The organism is Teichococcus aerophilus, from assembly GCF_014490485.1.
GTDB lineage: Bacteria > Pseudomonadota > Alphaproteobacteria > Acetobacterales > Acetobacteraceae > Pseudoroseomonas > Pseudoroseomonas aerophila.
The window spans coordinates 19,634-36,233 of record NZ_JACTVA010000012.1 but is presented as its reverse complement, the minus strand read 5'-3'; the positions used below and the strand labels follow the sequence as shown (position 1 = coordinate 36,233).

The 16,600-nt window shown below is 69.4% G+C and carries 13 protein-coding genes; 6 read left to right on the top strand and 7 right to left on the bottom strand.

The genetic code is table 11. From position 1 onward, the window contains the following. The first annotated feature begins 114 nt into the window (after window positions 1-114). The 6 genes from IBL26_RS09125 to IBL26_RS09100 are packed head-to-tail and all read left to right on the top strand — an operon-like array spanning window position 115 to window position 6,502. The gene (locus tag IBL26_RS09125) at window positions 115-963 is read left to right on the top strand and encodes a MaoC family dehydratase (RefSeq protein ID WP_187784166.1); all 849 of its coding nucleotides are present in this window, start codon (window positions 115-117) and stop codon (window positions 961-963) included. Window positions 964-966: 3 nt separating this feature from the next. Beyond that, window positions 967-3,261 (top strand): molybdopterin guanine dinucleotide-containing S/N-oxide reductase, encoded by a 2,295-nt coding sequence (locus tag IBL26_RS09120; protein WP_187784165.1) that lies wholly within the window; start codon window positions 967-969, stop codon window positions 3,259-3,261. Continuing rightward, the gene (locus IBL26_RS09115; protein ID WP_187784164.1) at window positions 3,258-4,028 is read left to right on the top strand and encodes a CoA transferase subunit A; all 771 of its coding nucleotides are present in this window, start codon (window positions 3,258-3,260) and stop codon (window positions 4,026-4,028) included. Before IBL26_RS09120 ends, IBL26_RS09115 begins: the two co-directional genes overlap by 4 nt. Beyond that, window positions 4,028-4,741 carry a CoA-transferase gene (locus tag IBL26_RS09110; protein WP_187784163.1) on the top strand — a complete coding sequence of 238 codons (714 nt, stop codon included), beginning with the start codon at window positions 4,028-4,030 and terminating at the stop codon, window positions 4,739-4,741. Before IBL26_RS09115 ends, IBL26_RS09110 begins: the two co-directional genes overlap by 1 nt. Before the next feature lie 37 nt (window positions 4,742-4,778). Further along, the gene (locus IBL26_RS09105; RefSeq protein ID WP_187784162.1) at window positions 4,779-5,561 is read left to right on the top strand and encodes an SDR family oxidoreductase; all 783 of its coding nucleotides are present in this window, start codon (window positions 4,779-4,781) and stop codon (window positions 5,559-5,561) included. A gap of 5 nt (window positions 5,562-5,566) precedes the next feature. Further along, entirely contained in the window at window positions 5,567-6,502 is a 936-nt protein-coding gene (locus tag IBL26_RS09100; RefSeq protein WP_187784161.1) for a BKACE family enzyme, read from the top strand. A gap of 284 nt (window positions 6,503-6,786) precedes the next feature. Here the strand turns inward: IBL26_RS09100 and IBL26_RS09095 are convergent, their stop codons facing one another. The 7 genes from IBL26_RS09095 to IBL26_RS09065 form a co-directional block, all read right to left on the bottom strand. After that, window positions 6,787-8,454: a long-chain-fatty-acid--CoA ligase gene (locus IBL26_RS09095; RefSeq protein ID WP_187784160.1), complete on the bottom strand. Its 1,668-nt coding sequence runs from the start codon at window positions 8,452-8,454 to the stop codon at window positions 6,787-6,789. A 71-nt stretch (window positions 8,455-8,525) separates the two neighbouring features. After that, window positions 8,526-9,302: an enoyl-CoA hydratase-related protein gene (locus tag IBL26_RS09090; RefSeq protein ID WP_187784159.1), complete on the bottom strand. Its 777-nt coding sequence runs from the start codon at window positions 9,300-9,302 to the stop codon at window positions 8,526-8,528. Then, window positions 9,299-9,679, bottom strand: coding sequence for a nuclear transport factor 2 family protein (locus tag IBL26_RS09085; protein ID WP_187784158.1), 381 nt, complete (start codon window positions 9,677-9,679; stop codon window positions 9,299-9,301). Before IBL26_RS09085 ends, IBL26_RS09090 begins: the two co-directional genes overlap by 4 nt. Next, on the bottom strand, window positions 9,676-10,989 hold the full coding sequence (locus tag IBL26_RS09080) for a class-III pyridoxal-phosphate-dependent aminotransferase (RefSeq protein WP_187784157.1): 1,314 nt from the start codon (window positions 10,987-10,989) through the stop codon (window positions 9,676-9,678). Before IBL26_RS09080 ends, IBL26_RS09085 begins: the two co-directional genes overlap by 4 nt. Before the next feature lie 504 nt (window positions 10,990-11,493). Beyond that, window positions 11,494-12,963 carry a MocR-like pyridoxine biosynthesis transcription factor PdxR gene (pdxR, locus tag IBL26_RS09075; protein WP_241749185.1) on the bottom strand — a complete coding sequence of 490 codons (1,470 nt, stop codon included), beginning with the start codon at window positions 12,961-12,963 and terminating at the stop codon, window positions 11,494-11,496. Window positions 12,964-12,997: 34 nt separating this feature from the next. Continuing rightward, window positions 12,998-14,581: a hydantoinase B/oxoprolinase family protein gene (locus tag IBL26_RS09070; RefSeq protein WP_187784156.1), complete on the bottom strand. Its 1,584-nt coding sequence runs from the start codon at window positions 14,579-14,581 to the stop codon at window positions 12,998-13,000. Continuing rightward, window positions 14,578-16,578, bottom strand: a complete 2,001-nt coding sequence (locus tag IBL26_RS09065; RefSeq protein ID WP_187784155.1) for a hydantoinase/oxoprolinase family protein — start codon at window positions 16,576-16,578, stop codon at window positions 14,578-14,580. Before IBL26_RS09065 ends, IBL26_RS09070 begins: the two co-directional genes overlap by 4 nt. Window positions 16,579-16,600 lie beyond the last annotated feature (22 nt).

The following is a 16,600-nucleotide window of genomic DNA, read 5'->3' as shown; positions in this document are numbered from 1 at the left end:
GGTTCATCGGCGGGTCCTCGGGCAGAGCGTGCATGCCGTTTCAAATATAGGAACGGCGTTGCAAATGGAATGGGTTGGCTGCATGCTTCGCCTGCCGCCACAGCATAAGGCCGGATGATGCCGCTCGATCCCATGGGGCTCATGGCCCTCTCCATCCCGCAGCGCAACGTGGTTTATGCCGGGCGGGACAGCCTGATGTACGCGCTGACGGTGGGCATGGCAGCCAGTGGCGAGCCCGATGACCTGCCCTTCGTGTGGGAGCGGGAGCAGCGCGTCATCCCCAGCATGGCGACCATGCTGGCCTTCGACGATTCCTGGCTGGACGCGGCGGGCATCGACCTGAAGCAGGTGGTGCATGGCGGGCTGGACCTGCACTTCCACGCCCCCCTGGCGCCGGAGGGCGAAGCGCTGGTGGAGACCCGCATCGCCGGGCTGGACGACAAGGGTGCCGGCAAGGCCGGGCTTGTCTTTGCCGAAACGGTGCTGAGCCAGGGCGCCGGCCCCGCCTGCACCATCCTCTCGACGATCTTCGTGCGCGGCGCTGGCGGCTTTGGCGGCGCGGTGGGCGAGCAGGCGACCTTCGCGAAGGTGCCGGACGGTGCGCCGGACGTTACCTCCCAGGCCCAGACCGCCTGCAATCAGGCGCTGCTGTTCCGCCTGTTGGGGGACCGCAACCCGCTGCATGTGGACCCGGCCCTGGCCCGCCAGGTGGGGTTCGAACGGCCGATCCTGCACGGCGCCTGCACCTTCGGCATCGCCTGTGCGGAAGTGCTGCGCGTGTTCTGCGGGTTGGAGCCGGCACGGCTGCGCCGCTTCGCCGCGCGCTTCGCCGGCCCGCTCTATCCGGGGGAGACTCTGGCCTTCTCCTTCTGGCGGAATGGCAACCGCATCGCCTTCCGCGCCACGGCGGCCGAGCGGGCCGCCATCGTCCTGGATAGCGGCCTGGCCGAACTGGCGGATTAAGGGATGCCGGGGGAAGTGCCGCTGCTGTTCACCCATTGGGGCGCCTACCGCGCCACCGTGGCGGACGGCACCTTGCAGGAGCTGGAAGGGCTGGCGGGTGACCCCGACCCCTCGCCTATCGGCCGCTCCATTCCCGGCACGCTGCGGGACGAACTGCGCATCCACCAGCCGATGATCCGCGCCGGCTGGCTGCGGCACGGCCCCGCCAGCCGGGAGCAGCGCGGACAGGAACCCTTCGTGCCGGTGTCGTGGGAGCTGGCGTCGGCACTGGTGGCCGGCGAGATCCGCCGCGTCACGACTGAACACGGCAACAGCGCCATCTTCGGCGGTTCCTATGGCTGGGCCAGTGCCGGGCGCTTCCACCACGCGCAGAGCCAGTTGCACCGTTTCCTGAACGCCTGTGGCGGCTACACCTTCTCCGTCAACACGCACAGCTACGCGGCGGCGGAGGTGCTGCTGCCGCATGTCCTCGGCAGCCAGGACGGGCTGGTGGGCCGGCACACCCCCTGGGCGGTGCTGGAGCGGCATACGAAGCTGATGGTGATGTTCGGCGGCATGCCGCTGAAGAACACGCAGGTCTCCGCCGGCGGCGTCGGCCATCATGACGTGGCGGCGCATCTGCGGCGCTGCCGCGCGGCCGGCATGGAATTCGTTAATATCGGGCCGCTCCGCGAAGATGCGATGGCGGAGCTGGAGGCCGAATGGATTACGCCACGCCCCAACACCGACACGGCGCTGATGCTGGCCCTGGCGCATACGCTGTGGGCCGAGGGGCTGCATGATGCGGCATTCCTGGCCCGTTGCACCACCGGCTTCGACCGCTTCCTGCCCTACCTGACCGGCGCGGCCGACGGCCAGCCCAAGGATGCCGCGTGGGCCGCCGCCATCTGCGGCCTGGATGCCGGCGCCATCCGCGCGCTGGCGCGCCGCATGGCCGCCACCCGCACCATGATCGCCGTCGCGTGGTCCCTGCAACGCGCCGACCATGGCGAGCAGCCGCTCTGGGCCGCGGTGACGCTGGCGGCGATGCTGGGGCAGATAGGCCTGCCGGGCGGCGGCTTCGGCTTCGGCTATGGCGGCAGCAACCGCATCGGCCACGCGCCGCACCCGTTCTCCTGGCCCGCGCTGCCGCAGGGGCGCAACCCGGTGCGGGATTTCATTCCCGTCGCCCGGGTGGCAGACATGCTGCTGCACCCCGGCGCGCCGTTCGACTATGACGGGCAGCGGCGGCACTATCCGGAGATCCGCCTGGTCTATTGGGCCGGCGGCAACCCGTTCCACCACCAGCAGGACCTGAACAAGCTCGCCGCCGCCTGGAAGAAGCCGGAGACGGTGGTGGTGCACGAGCCCTGGTGGAACGCGCTGGCGAAGCAGGCGGATATCGTGCTGCCCTGCACGACCTCGGCCGAGCGCAACGATATCGGCATCGCCACGGGGGAAGCGCATCTCTTCGCCATGCGGCAGTTGGTGCCGCCGGTGGGCGAGGCGCGCAGCGACTTCGACATCCTGTCCGGCATCGCCACGCATCTCGGCCTCGCCGACGCCTTCACCGATAGGCGGGACGAGATGGGCTGGGTGCGCCACCTCTACGCCCTGGCCCGGCAGCGCGCCGCCTCGCACGAGCTGGCGCTACCTGATTTCGAGCAGTTCTGGCAGGACGGGCATATCCGCCTGCCACAGGCGGCGCAGGAGACCAGCCTGCTGCAGGCCTTCCGCGCGGACCCGGATGCTGCGCCGCTCGCCACCCCCTCCGGCCGCATCGAGATCTTCTCCGAGACCATCGCCGGCTTCGGCTATGCCGACTGCCCCGGCCACGCCACCTGGCTGGAACCGGCAGAGCGGCTGGACGGTACCGGGGCGCTGCTGCACCTCGTCTCCAACCAGCCTCGCACACGCCTGCACAGCCAGTACGACCATGGCGCCTACAGCCGCCAGTCCAAGGTTGCGGGGCGGGAGCCGGTGACGATGCATCCGGCCGATGCCGCCGCGCGTGGCATTACCGGCGGCATGCTAGTGCGGCTGTTCAACGAACGCGGCGCCTGCCTGGCCGGCGCGGTGCTGAGCGATGCGGTGATGCCCGGCATCGTGCAACTGGCGACCGGCGCCTGGTACGACCCGGCACCGGATGGGCTGGACCGCCATGGCAACGTCAATGTGCTGACGCTGGACAAGGGTACGTCCGCGCTGTCCCAGGCCCCCTCCGCCCACACGACACTGGTCCAGGTGGAGCCTTACACGGGCACGCCGCCCGCCACCCACGCCTTCCTCCCCCCGGAGATCCTGGAGCCGCGCCCATGACCGAAAGCCTGCAAGAGCTGGTTGCCCGTATCCCCGATGGCGCCATGCTGGTGGTGCCGCCCGACTACAGTGGCGTCGCCATCGCCGCCACGCGGGCGCTGGTGGAACGCGGCGTGCGGGACCTGCATGTGGTGGCCAGCCCGTCCTCCGGCATCCAGTCGGACCTGCTGATCGCCGCCGGCTGCGTGCGCACCATGGAAGCCGCCGCCGTGACGCTGGGCGAGTTCGGCGTAGCCCCCGCCTTCAACGCCGCCGTGCGCGCCGGCAGCATCCGCATGCTGGATTCCACCTGCCCCGCCCTGCATGCCGCGCTCAACGCCGCCGAGAAGGGCCTGCCCTTCATCCCGCTGCGTGGCCTGATCGGCAGCGACGTGCTGCGGCACCGGCCGGACTGGAAGACCATCCAGAACCCGTTCTCCGACACGCCCGACCCGATCGTGCTGCTGCCCGCCATCCGCCCGGATATCGCGCTGTTCCATGCCGCTGCCGCAGACCGCGAGGGCAATGTCTGGGTCGGCCGGCGGCTGGAGCTTTCCGTCATGGCCCATGCCGCCCGGCAGACGCTGGTGACGGTGGAGCGGGTGCTGGACACCTGCTTCTTCGACCGCGAAGAGCTGGTGCCCGGCGTGCTGCCCTCCCTCTACGTCACCGCCATCGCGGTGGCGGAGCGCGGCGCCTGGCCGCTGGGCATCGACGAGGAATATGAGCCCGACGCCGAGGCCCAGGCCCGCTACGCCAGGGGCGCGCTGTTCATGGAGACCGTCTGATGGATGCCGCGCTGCTGATCAACGCCATCGCCGAGTTGATCGGCGATGCCGGGCATGTCGCCACCGGCGCGCTCTCCCCCATCCCCATGGCGGCCTCGATGCTGGCGCGCCGGCGCTCCGGCGGCAAAATGCGCGTGACGGTGCTGGGCTCCCGCCGCAACAGCCGCTTCACCGGCGGTGCGAAGGAGCTGTTCGACAGCGCGGCGCAGGGGCGGATCGACGTCTTCTTCCTCTCCGGCGCGCAGATCGACGGCGAGGCCAACATCAACCTGCTGAGCATCGGCGACTATGAGAAGCCGAAAGTGCGCTTCTCCGGCTCCTTCGGCTCGCCCTATCTGTACATGCTGGTGCCGCGCGTCATCCTGTTCCGGCCGGAGCATGACCGCCGCGCTTTGGTGCCGAAGGTGGACTTCATCAGCGCCCCGGGCTGGAGCGAGCCGGAGGTCTACCGCCCCGGCGGCCCCGCCGCGCTCGTCACCGGCAAGTGCCTGTTCGACTGGCGCAAGGACGAACGCCGTTTCGCCCTGCGCAGCGCCCACCCGGGCGAGGACGCGGCCAGCATCCGCGCCGCCACCGGCTTCGACTATGCCGAGCCGGCCACCGTTCCCACCACCCCCGTGCCCGATGCCGCGCTGCGCGAGGAGATCCGCGATCTCGTCCGCAGCGAGGTGGCCGAGGTATATCCCCGTTTCGCCGAGGAATTCGCCGTCTGACGCGTTCCTCCCTGTTTCCCTCAGCAGAAGGTCCGTCATGACCGAGCAGGACTACTGGGCGCGCAAGCGCGTCCTCATCACGGCCGGCGCCGCCGGTATCGGCCTGTCGATGGCCAAGGCGTTTCTGGACAAGGGCGCGCGGGTCTGGGTCTGCGATGTCGCGGATGACAAGCTGGCGGAGGCGGCGGCGGCCCTGCCCGGCCTTGGCACGATGCATTGCGATGTGTCCGACCCTGCCCAGGTGGATGCCTTCGCCGCCGCCGCCGTCGCCGATATGGGCGGGCTGGATTTCGTCATTAACAATGCCGGCATCGCCGGGCCCGCCGCCCCGGTGGAGGACATCTCCACCGAGGACTGGGTCCGCACCCACGCCATCAACGTCAACGGCCAGTTCTTCGTCGCGCGCGCCACGGTGCCGCATCTGAAGCGCAATGGCTGGGGCGTGATGATCTGCATGGCCTCCGTGGCCGGCAAGTTCGCCTTCCCGCTCCGCTCCCCCTACGCCAGCAGCAAGGCGGCGGTCATCTCCTTCGCGCGCGGCCTGTCGGTGGAGCTCGGGCCGCACAAGATCCGCGTCAACGCCATCACGCCCGGCGTGGTGAATGGCGAGCGGATCCGCCGCGTCTTCACCGACCGCGCCGCCACCAAGGGCATCACCTACGAGGAGATGGAGCAGATCGCGCTACGCGCCGTCTCGCTCAAGACCGCCGTGGAGCCGGAGGAAATTGCTGAAATGGCGCTGTATCTCTGCTCGCCCGCCGCGCGCGCCGTCACCGGCCAGGTGATGAGCATCTGCGGTGGCCTGGAATATACGGAGTAAGAACGATGGCGAAGTCCCAAAAGGTTATCATCACCTGCGCCATCACCGGCGCCTCCCATACCCCGACCATGTCGCCCTACCTGCCGGTGACGCCCAGCGCCATCATCGACCAGGCGGCCGAAGCCGCCGAGGCCGGCGCCGCCATCCTGCACCTGCACGCGCGCGATGAAAAAACCGAGAAGCCGACCGGCGACCTGGACACCTGGTTCCACATCCTGCGCAGCCTGAAGCAGCGCACCAGCGCCGTGCTGAACATGACCACCGGCGGCAGCACCTTCATGAGCATCGAGGACCGGCTGGCCGCGCCGCTGGCCGCGAAGCCGGAACTATGTTCCTGCAACATGGGATCGATGAATTTCGGCTCCTACCCCATGATCCCGAAATACCAGGGCAAGTGGAAGCACGACTGGGAAGAGGGCTACCTGGAAGCCAGCCGCGGCGCCATCTTCCGCAACACCTTCGCGGATATCGAGACCATCCTCGACCAGCTCGGCGCCAACGGCACGCGCTTCGAATTCGAATGCTACGACGTCGGTCACCTCTACAACCTGGCCCATATGCTGGACCGTGGCCTGGTGAAGCTGCCGATGTTCGTGCAGTTGATCGTCGGCACGCTGGGCGGCATCGGCGCCGACCCGGAGAACCTGGTCTTCATGAAGAAGACCGCCGACAAGCTGTTCGGCGACAATTACCGCTGGTCCGTCCTGGCCGGCGGACGCCACCAGCTGAACATGGCGACGATGGCCGCCACCATGGGTGGCAATGTCCGCGTCGGCATGGAAGACAGCCTCTATGCCGGCAAAGGCAAGATGGCGAAATCCAATGCGGAACAGGTGCGCATCATCCGCGGCATCCTGGAAAGCCTCTCCCTGGAAATCGCTACCCCCAATGAAGCCCGCGAGATCCTGGGTCTGAAGGGCGGCGATCAGACGGAGTTCTGAGGGAAGTTGTTCTGGGAGAGACAGGGGAAGGCTGGAAGGAATTCCCCAGGCCTCTTCTTTTTTCTGCGAGTTTGGCGTCACGCCCCAGGACTGAGGGCGGACGCTGCTTGATGATTTTGAATATGGGCCGCGTGGGCTGAACCGTCAGTCGCCGGTGGTCAAAGACTTCCGGCGCACCCGGCCGTTTTTCAAGACCGCCCCATCACCAGCCACATCTGAAAAACTCGAAAAAAGAAAAGAAGGGGTCCGGGGAATTCTTGCCCCGGCCTTTCCAAGCCCAACGCTCAGGCCTTGGCCTTCTCCCACTCCGCCACCTGAAGGCTGCGCCAGTCGATCTTGTTGGTGCCGGAGCGTGGCAGGCTGTCCACGAACTCCACCAGCCTCGGCACCTTGTAGGCGGCCATGACGCTGCGTGCCCATTCCATCAGCCCGGCGGCGTCCAGCGCGGCGCCGGGGCGCAGAACGACGAAAGCCTTCACCGTCTCCCCGCGGTAGGAATCCGGTGCGGCGATGACGCAGCATTCCTGGATGGCGGGGTGGTGGTACAGCGTCGCCTCGCACTCGGCGGGCCAGACCTTGTAGCCGCTGACGCTGATCATCCGCTTCAGCCGGTCGACGGTATAGAAATAGCCTTCCGCGTCCACTCGGCCGAGATCGCCGGTGCGGAGGAAACGCAGCCCGTCCCGTTGCAGGAAGGCTTCCGCATTGGCGTCCGGCCGGTTCCAGTAGCCACGCATGACCTGCGGCCCGGCGATGATGATCTCGCCGACCTCGCCCACCGGCAGTTCCACCAGCGTCTCCGGGTCGATGATGCGGGAGACGGTGCCCTGGATAGGAATACCCATGCATTGCGGCTTCGGCCGGTCGGGCGGGTTGAGGTGGGTGGCCGCGATGGTCTCGCTGAGGCCATAGCCTTCGACGAAGCGCAGCCCCCAGCGGCGTTCCAGTTGCTCTGCCACGGCAGTGGGCATGGTGGAGCCGCCGCCGGTCAGCACACGCAGCGATGTGAAGGCCTTTTCGTCGAAGCCTGGCGCCGCCAGCACATCGACGACCATGGTGGGCGCCGCGCTCCAGACCGTGACGCCGTAGCGGGTGAAGAGCGGTGAGATCAGCTCCCGGTCCCACCGCGCCATGATGACGATGGTGGCGCCGGCGACGATGCCGCCATTCAGCGAGACCTGCATGCCAGCGACATGGAACATCGGCATAAAGCCGGTGACCACGGTGTCGTCGTCGTAGCGGTACCAGGCGGCCTGGGCGATGGCGGTGAACAATGTGGTGGCGTGGGTATGCGCGCAGGCCTTGGGCTTGCCCGTGGTGCCGGAGGTGTAGGGCATGACGCAAAGGTCGTCCTGCTCCGTATCATCCGGGCGGGGCGGCCGGGTTTCCGCCAGCGCATCCGCCCAGGCCACCACGTCGGGGGGCAGCTGCGCCGGCAGCACGCTTTCCGCCATCACCGGCGGCAGGCGGAAGGGCGGTGGCTGCGGGATCTCGTCGGCATAGCTGGCGAGGACAACGTGCCGCAGCGGCGCCGGCATCAGCGCGGCGAAGCGGTCCAGCAACTCGGCGCCGATCAATGCGATGCGGGCGCCGCTATCCTGGCAGAGATAGGCCAGCTCCGGCGCCATGTTCATCGGGTTCACCGGCACCACCACGCCGCCCGCGCGCGCGATGGCGTGGAAGCCGATGACGAAATGCGGCGAGTTCTGCATGTCCAGCAACACGCGGTCGCCCTTCAGCAGGCCACAGCGATGTTGCAGGAAGCCTGCCAGCGCTTCGACACGGCGGAGCAGTTCCGCGAAGCGCATCTCCGCGCCGTAGAAGACCAGGGCGGGGTGGGACGGCCGGCGGGCGGCGGAGGCGCGCAAGGCCTCGCCCAGGTTGCGCGGCAGGGGGCCGAAATCCTGCGGCACGCCGGCCGGCCAGAAGGGCGGTTCCGGCTGCTGCATCATGCGAAGGCCCTTTCTGCGTGTTTCTGATAGAGAAACGCGGTTTCAGATTGAGCCAGTATTGCGGCGCGGTCTCAGCCTGTCCAGCGCGGAGGCCGCTTCTCCGTGAACGCGCGCGGTCCCTCGGTCCGGTTGGCGGAATCCCGCATGCGGCGATAGGCGGGCAGCATGCCGCCCCGCATCTCCGCATAGGCGTCCCGTACGGAAAGATGCGCAGTGCGACGGACGATTTCCTTCGTTGCGGCAATGGAAGTCGGCGCGGCGGCGCAGATGGCGCGCGCCAATTCCAGCGCCGCATCCAGCACCTGCGCCGGCGGCACGACGCGGTTGACGAAGCCGTGCCGGTGCAGTTCCTCCGCCAGGGCCGGGCGGCCAGTCAGCAGCAATTCCATGGCCAGCATCGGCGGCAGCCGGCGCGGGGCACGGATGGCGCCGCCGCCTTCCGCCACCAGCCCGTGCCGGACTTCCGGCAGGATGAAGCGCGCGCCTTCCGCCGCCACGACCAGGTCACACGCCAAGGCCAGCTCGAACCCACCACCGGCCGCGGTGCCGTTGACGGCGGCGATCACCGGCTTCACCAGGTCCCACCGCTCCGTCAGGCCCATATAGCCACCGCTGCCGAAGCGGCTCTCGTCGTCCCGCCCGGCGACGAATTCCTTCAGGTCCCACCCGGCCGAGAAAAAACGCTCACCGCTGCCGGTAACGACGCAGGCCAGCAGCGCCGTCTCCCGCTCGAACCGGCTGAACGCCGCGTCGAGGCCGTCGCTCATCCCCTGGTCGATGGCATTCGCCGGCGCCCGGTCCATGGTGATGACAAGGATCGTGCCCTCGACGACCTCGGTGCGGATCATCCCGGCTGGGCCGCGTTGTCGTAGGCCCAGACCTTGCTGACGATCTTCCAGCCATCGGGGAACTTCACCAGCACCAGCTCATCCACGAAGCGGTTGGGCAGCAGGGCGTCGCGCACCCGCACATGCGCCGTAGTCGGGCTGGCGATGGTGGCGCTGACCACCGCGTCGTGGCGCGGATCGTTGCGGGAGGCCGGGGCGGCGCGGCCTGCCACGCGCACCATATAGCTCTCGAAATCCAGCGCGGCGGTGTTGCCGCCTTCGGCCGTGAACAGCTGCGCCTGCGGGTGGAACACAGCGCGGAAGCGCTCCACGCTGCCCTCGTACAACGCGTCGAAATAGCCCTGTACGGTGGCAAGGACCTGCTCGAGTTCAGTCATTCACTGGCGCCTTCCATGCTGCGGTTATGCTCGCGATCGGCAAGATCGAGGCTGCTGTCGAGAATGTCCAGCAACACCTCGGCCTCGGCATCCGAGATCACCAGCGGCGGCGCGAGGAACAGCGAGACCTGCTCCCCGCTGGTGCCGATCACTGCGCCGGCCTCCAGGGCCCGGGTGGCGACGCGGGAGGCCAGCGGCGATTCCGCCGTGTCGGCGCGCCAGTCCCGCCAGTCGGGGCCGTGCAGCTCCACCGTCCAATGCAGCCCCTGCCCCGCCACGCGGCAGACGCTGGGGTGGCGCCGGCCGATCTCCGCCAGGCGGCGCGCGAACAGCGCCTCCAGGCTCCGCACACGGTCCAGCAGCCCTTCGTCCCGCAGGATGCGCAGATAGGCGCTGACCGCCGCCATCGCCATCGGGTGGCCGCGCAGCGTGCCGTAATTCTGCCAGCTGCTGCCCTCCAGCCGCGCCACCATCTCCTTCGACAGCAGCACCGCCGCCACGGCGACGGAACCACCGCCAAGCCCCTTGCCCAGCGTAACGATATCCGGCCGGCTACGGCCGCCCTGGAAGGCGAATGGGCGCCCGGCGCGGCCCAACCCGGTCACCACCTCATCGGCGATCCACAGCGCGCCCTGCTGCCGCGCCATCGCCGCCAGCGCATCCTGATAGGCGGCGTCGTGATAGAAGCCACCCTGGGTGTAGTCGAGGATCACGGCGGCGGACCGTGCCAGCGCCGCCGGCGCCTGCGCCAACCTCGCATCCAGCAGCGGCACCGTCCCACCATCGCTGCGGTACAGCGCGCCGTCCGGCGCCGGCAGCACATGCACTGGCGCATTCGGGAACGGCTTGCGGGTGCTGCCCACCGCCGCCAGCCCGCCATGCCAGTGCGGCTGCACCGTCACATCCCGCGAGAGCCCGACCAGCCCGTGATAGGCCCGCTCCCGCGTCGCGATGTCGTGCCGCCCGGTCAGCGCCTGGGCCAGGGAGAGGGCAATGTCGTTCGCCTCGCTGCCGCTCAGGCAGAAGCGGACGGCGCCGGCCCAGTCCTCGCCCGGCAGGCCGATCTCGAACAGGTCCTCGGCCGCCTGGTCCCGGCCGGTCCAGTTCCAGCCCTCGCTGACCATCGGTACCCCGGCAGCCTCCCGCAGCGCTTCGATCATCCGCGGGTGGCCGTGGCCCAGGGGGCCGCCGGTATTGCTGCCATCCAGCACCCGCCGCCCATCCGCCAGATGGAAATACACGCCGCTGCCACCGACGACACGCGGCGCCTCCATCCCGGCATTCAGCCCCGTCCGCAGCAGCCTGCCCATCGCCCGCCCCTTCTCAGCTTTGTCACCCGAGACTAGGTGCGAGGTCCGGGGCGCAACAGCACCAGTTCGGGTGGAAAGCGCTGAGCCAGAGGGGGGGGCGCTTTCCTTTGCGGGCGCGGTGAAGGCCGGGGAAGGAGTTCCCCGGGCCCCTTCTTTTTTCTTCGATTCTGGCTGCGGACTTTGCAGGTGATGCGTCGGTATTGGGATGAATGATAGGCATATTGAGGGCTTCATGACGAAAGCCGTTGCTGACTGGCGGTGGGTTTGGTGGCCCTTCGCGCAGCGGGATTTGGCTCTTCCGAGTTAACCGATGTCTTGGAAGCGGCGTCGCAGCCTCTCACTGGCTGAAGCAGCAGCCTGTACCGGGCACCACCTGTATCTTTGGAACCACCTCACAACAGCCACGCCGGAAAAACCAAGGGAGGAATAGAAGGATCGAACCCATAGGTTTGACGGGCACTTCCTTCCCCGGCCTTCACCTCCCCACGAGATGCAAGCCGATCCTCAATCCCGCAACCGGGCAGCGACGGCGGCCAGGCGGGGCATGGCTTCTTCAGCCTGCAAGCGGCCATAGCCGATCACCAGGCCTTGCCGGTCAGGCTCGCCCAGATAGCACTGGGAGAGGGGCTGGATGAACTGCCCGGCCTGGCGGCTGCGGGCGGAGGCTTCGCGATCGGTCATGCGCGCCGCCATGCGCGGGGTGAACAGCGCGGTCAGGTGCAACCCGGCGGCGGTGGGCGCGACGTCGAGCTGTTCCGGCATCAGCGTGCGCAGGGCGGCTACCACCGCATCCTGGCGTTCGCCGTAGACCTTTCGCATCCGCCGCAGGTAGCGCAGCAGGTGCCCTTGCCGCAGGAACTCCGCCAGCGCCGGCTGCGCGGTGCCGGCGGTGTGCACGTCGATGCGCGCGCGGCCCCGGCCGAAGGCCTCGGTAAAGCCTGGGCTGGCCACCAGGTAACCGATCCGCAGGCTGGGCAGCATGACCTTGGAGAAGGTGCCGAGGTAGATGACGCGCCCGGCGCGATCGAGCGACTTCAGCGACGCCACCATGCTGTCCCGATGCCGGATCTCGGAATTGTAGTCGTCCTCAATGATCCAGCTGCCCTGGCGGCTGGCCCATTCCAGCAGTTCCAGCCGCCGCTCCAGCCCCATCGCCACGCCGAGCGGAAACTGGTGGGAGGGCGTGACCACCGCCAGCTTGGCCCTCGGCGCACGGCGGATGCCTTCGGCGACCACCATGCCCTTCTCGTCCACCGGTACCGGCACCAGCTTCGCGCCGGCGGCCTTCAGGCTCCAGCGGGCCTCGATGAAGCCAGGCTCCTCCACCCACACTTCGTCGCCGGGGTCGAGCAGCATGCGGCAGCACAGATCCAGCGCGCCGGAGCTGGCCGGGGTGATCGCCACTTCCTCCGGCCGGCACAGCAGGCCGCGCACAGCGCCAAGGAATTCCGCCGTAGCTTCCCGCAACGGCTGCCAGCCCAGCGGCGCCATGTCGATACAGGCGGAGCGCAGCGGGTTGTGCCAGCTCTGCCTCAGCAGCCGCGCCCAGATCTCGAAGGGAAATTCAGCAATGTCGGGCGTGCCGGTGCTGAAGGGGGAGGCCATGTCGAACACGTAGTCGGTTGCCAGCAGGGATTTCCAGCGGTCGGACATCCGCAGGCCGGCGTCGCGCTCATCCGGTGCCGGCGCTGCCGCCCGCGGCCGGGCGATGGCGGCGACACGGACGCCACCGCGCGGGACGGAGAGCAGGTAGCCCTCCGCATACAGCAGGTCGCAGGCCGCCAGCACGATGGCACGGGAACAGCCAAGTTCCGCCGCCATGTCGCGCGAGCCGAGCAGGCGGGTACCGGCCTGCAGGCTGCCATCCAGGATGCGAGCCCGCAGGTGCGCCGCCACCTGCTGGTACAGGGGCATGTCGGCGCCGCGGTCCAGATGCATCCCGGCCATCGACATGCGCCGGCCCGCCTGAGTCATGCCGCCCCCCTCCGGGCCGGGCGGCGCCATCGCGTCAGCCCGCCTCGGGGCTTCCATAGCCGCCGCCGCCGGAGCCTTCCAGCGTCACCAGGTCCCCCTGCCGCAGCAGCAGGTTGGCCTTGCCGGAGAGAATGGTGCGCTCCCCATCCCGCTCCAGCGTGATGCGGTAGGGCGCACCCGGCTCGCCACCCTGCAGGCCGAAGGGGGCCATCCTGGTCCGCTCCACGCAGGTGGTCAGCCACATGCTGGGGGCCAGCACGCGGTAGGAGCGGACGATGCCGTCGCCACCCTTGTGCCGCCCCGCGCCGCCCGAGCCCCGGCGGATGGATTGCTGCTCGATCCGGATGGCGTAGTTGGCCTCGATCACCTCGGCCGGGGTATTGGAAGTGTTGGTGAGATGCACGCGCGTGGCGGGGCAGCCGTCGCGGTCATGCCGCGCGCCCTCCCCGCCGCCATGCACCTCGTAGAGCATGCGCCAGGACTGGTCCGGCCGCGGCTCGGCGAAGGCCAGCAGGCCGGAAGTGGCGGGGCCGCCAGCGGAAAGCCGCTCGGGGATGATGTTCTCCATGGCGCGGAACATGGCGTCTACGATCCGCATGGAGGTCTCGTGGTTGCCGGCCGCCACCGCCGCGTTCCACCCGGGCTCGAGGATGGAGCCAGGGCGCGTGATGATGGTCAGCGGGCGCAGCGCGCCGGCATTCTGCTGCATCTCCCGCCCGCTCATGATCCGTGCCGCATAGGCGGCGGCGGAGCGGGCGATGAAGGGTGTGGTGTTGCAGAAATTCGCCACTCGGTCCGCGCTGCCGGAAAGGTCGATCGTCGCCTCGTCGCCCCGGATGTCGATCCGCGCATGGATGCGGGCGGGGCTGCCATCGGCGTTGCCGTCGTCGAGGAAATCCTCGCCCTCATAGGTGCCGTCGGGGATGTCCAGGATCGCCGCGCGCATCTCGGCTTCCGAGAGGTCGTGCAGGCGGACCATGGCGTCGAGGAACACCTGGGTGCCGTGCTGGGCGCAAAGCTCGCGGATGCGCCGCTCGGCCGCCTGGGTGGCGGCGATCTGCGCCTTCAGGTCGCCCTCGCAGGAGACGGGGTCACGCACATTGGCCAGGATGAAGTCCAGCACCGGCTGGTTCAGCCCGGCGGCGCTGGCGATCGGCATGGGCGGGATGCGGATGGCCTCCTGGAAGGTATCCACCGCCTGGGCCAGGTAGCTGCCTGGCCAGGTGCCGCCCACATCTGGCCAGTGCGCCAGGCTGAGCGCGAAGGCCACCAGCCGCCCCTCGACGAAGACCGGCCGGGCCACCTTCACGTCGTTCAGGTGGTTCCCGCCCAGCGCACCGAGATTGTAGATCAGCGCATCGCCTTCCTTCAGCGAGGCCGCCGGGCAGAGCTTCAGCAATTCCCGCACCGTGTAGGCCATCGCGCCGAGATGGATGGGGATGTCCTTCCCCTGCCCCACCAGCCCGCCCTCCGCATCCGTGATGGCGGAGGACAGGTCGCCCGCTTCCCGCAGCAAGGGCGAGCGGGCGGAGCGGGTCATCACCAGGCTCATCTCCTCGGCGGCGGCGGAAAGGCCGTGGCGAATCACCTCGACGACGAAGGGGTCCAGCGTGCTCATGCGGCGCTCCTGCTGAGAAAGAGGTGGCCGGCCGGGTCCCCCGCCGCCTGCCAGCCCGGCGGGACGATGACGGTGGACCACGCATCCTCGATGATCGCCGGACCCTGCACGGAACCCTGCAAGGTCTCGCGCGGCAGGATCGCGGTGTCCACCGCGCCGGTGCCGGGGAAGACGCAGCGTCGGGTGCGGGCCGGGCGTGGCGCGCGGCCGGCGCTGGGCCGGGCCAGCGCGGTGCCGGATTCCTTGCGCGCCTGCACGCGCAGGGATTCGATGACGCAGAGCTCGTTGGTGGCGTAGCCGAATAATTGCCGGTGCCGGGCGTGGAAATTCTCTGCCAATACGGCAGGGTCCAGCGGCAGGGCGAAGGGCACCGGGGTCGCCTCGCTCTGTCCGGCATAGCGCATCAGCGCCGTGTACTCGATGGCGATGTCCGCCTCGGCGATGCCGTTGGCGAGCAGCGGCCCGGTGGCCTCGGCCACCAACTCCTCCATGCGGGCATCGAACCCCGCATGGTCGAAGCCCGCCAGGGGCAGCCGCACCGTGCGCTGCTGCAGGAAGGAGAAATCGGCCGTCAGGCAGCCCAGGGCGGAAAAGGCGCTTGAAGCGGCTGGGACGATGACGTCCTGCAACCCGTACAGCTCCGCCAGCCCGGCGGCATGCATCGGCCCGCCACCGCCGAAGGCCAGCAGCGCGCAGTCCCGCCCGTCGACGCCGCGCTCCACCGTCACCCGGCGCAGCGCCCGCGCCATGGCGGCGTTGGCCACGCGCAGGATGCCGAGCGCCGCGTCCTCCACCCCCATGCCCAGTTGCTCCGCGATGGGCGAGAGGGCGCGGCGCGCCGCGGCGATGTCCAGCGCGATGGTGTCCCCCAGCTTCGCCTCGGGGTCCAGGTATCCCAGCACCGCATTGGCGTCGGTGATGGTGGCGCGGGTGCCGCCACGGCCGTAGCAGGCCGGACCGGGCTCGGACCCGGCGCTCTCCGGGCCCACCGCCAGCCCACCGGGGCCCAGCCGGACGATGGAGCCGCCGCCGGCACCGATCGAATGCACCGCCAGCATCGGCTGGCGCAGCGGCCGGCCGCCCATCATGCGGGTGTCGGTCATCTCCGCCACGCCATCGACGATCAGGCAGACATCGGTGGTGGTGCCGCCCATGTCGAAGGTCAGCACGCGCGGCCGGCCCAGCTCCTGCGCCAGGCGGGCGCTGGCGGAGACGCCGGCGGCGGGGCCGGACATCGCCATCACCAGCGGGCGGCGCTTGACCGCCGGCACCGGCACCATCGCCCCGGCCGAGTGGAACACCTGCAGCCCCGCACCCAGCGGCAGCTTTTCCTCCAGCTCCGTCAGGTACTCGACCGCGATCGGCATCGCCGCCGCATTGAATACTGTGGATGAGGTGCGCTCGTATTCGCGCGCCTCCGGGTTGATCTCGTGGGAGACGCAGAGATGCGGCACCGCCCCGGCCAGCCGCTCCGCCAACTGCTTCTCGTGCACCGGGTTGGCATAGGCGTGCAGCAGGGAGATGGCGACGCTCTGCGCCCCGCTCTGGCGCAGCCAGGCCAGCAGGCGCTGGATCTCCTCCTCCTCCAGCGGCTGCAGCACGGCGCCGGTATGGTCCAGCCGCTCCCGCACGCCGAAACACAGCGCCGGGGGCACCAGCGGCGGCGCCTTGGGCGGCACGTCCAGCCGGTACAGTTCCTGCCGCCGGTAGCGGCCGATCTCCAGCACATCCTCGAACCCCGCGGTCGCCACCAGCGCCACCTTGGGCAGCCGTTCCTCGACCAGGGCGTTGGTCACGCGGGTGGTGCCGTGCACGAAGCGCCGCACCTCGGCGGGGGAGAGCCCGACTGCCTCCAGCGCCTCCAGCATCGCCCGCACCGGCGCCTGTGGGCGGGACGGCACCTTGGCGATGCGCGTCTCCGCCGTGCCCGGCCGCACGGCGACGATATCGGTGAACGTGCCGCCGATATCGGTGCCGATATCCCAGATCCTCTGCACGCGCCCTCTCTTTCCTGCACGC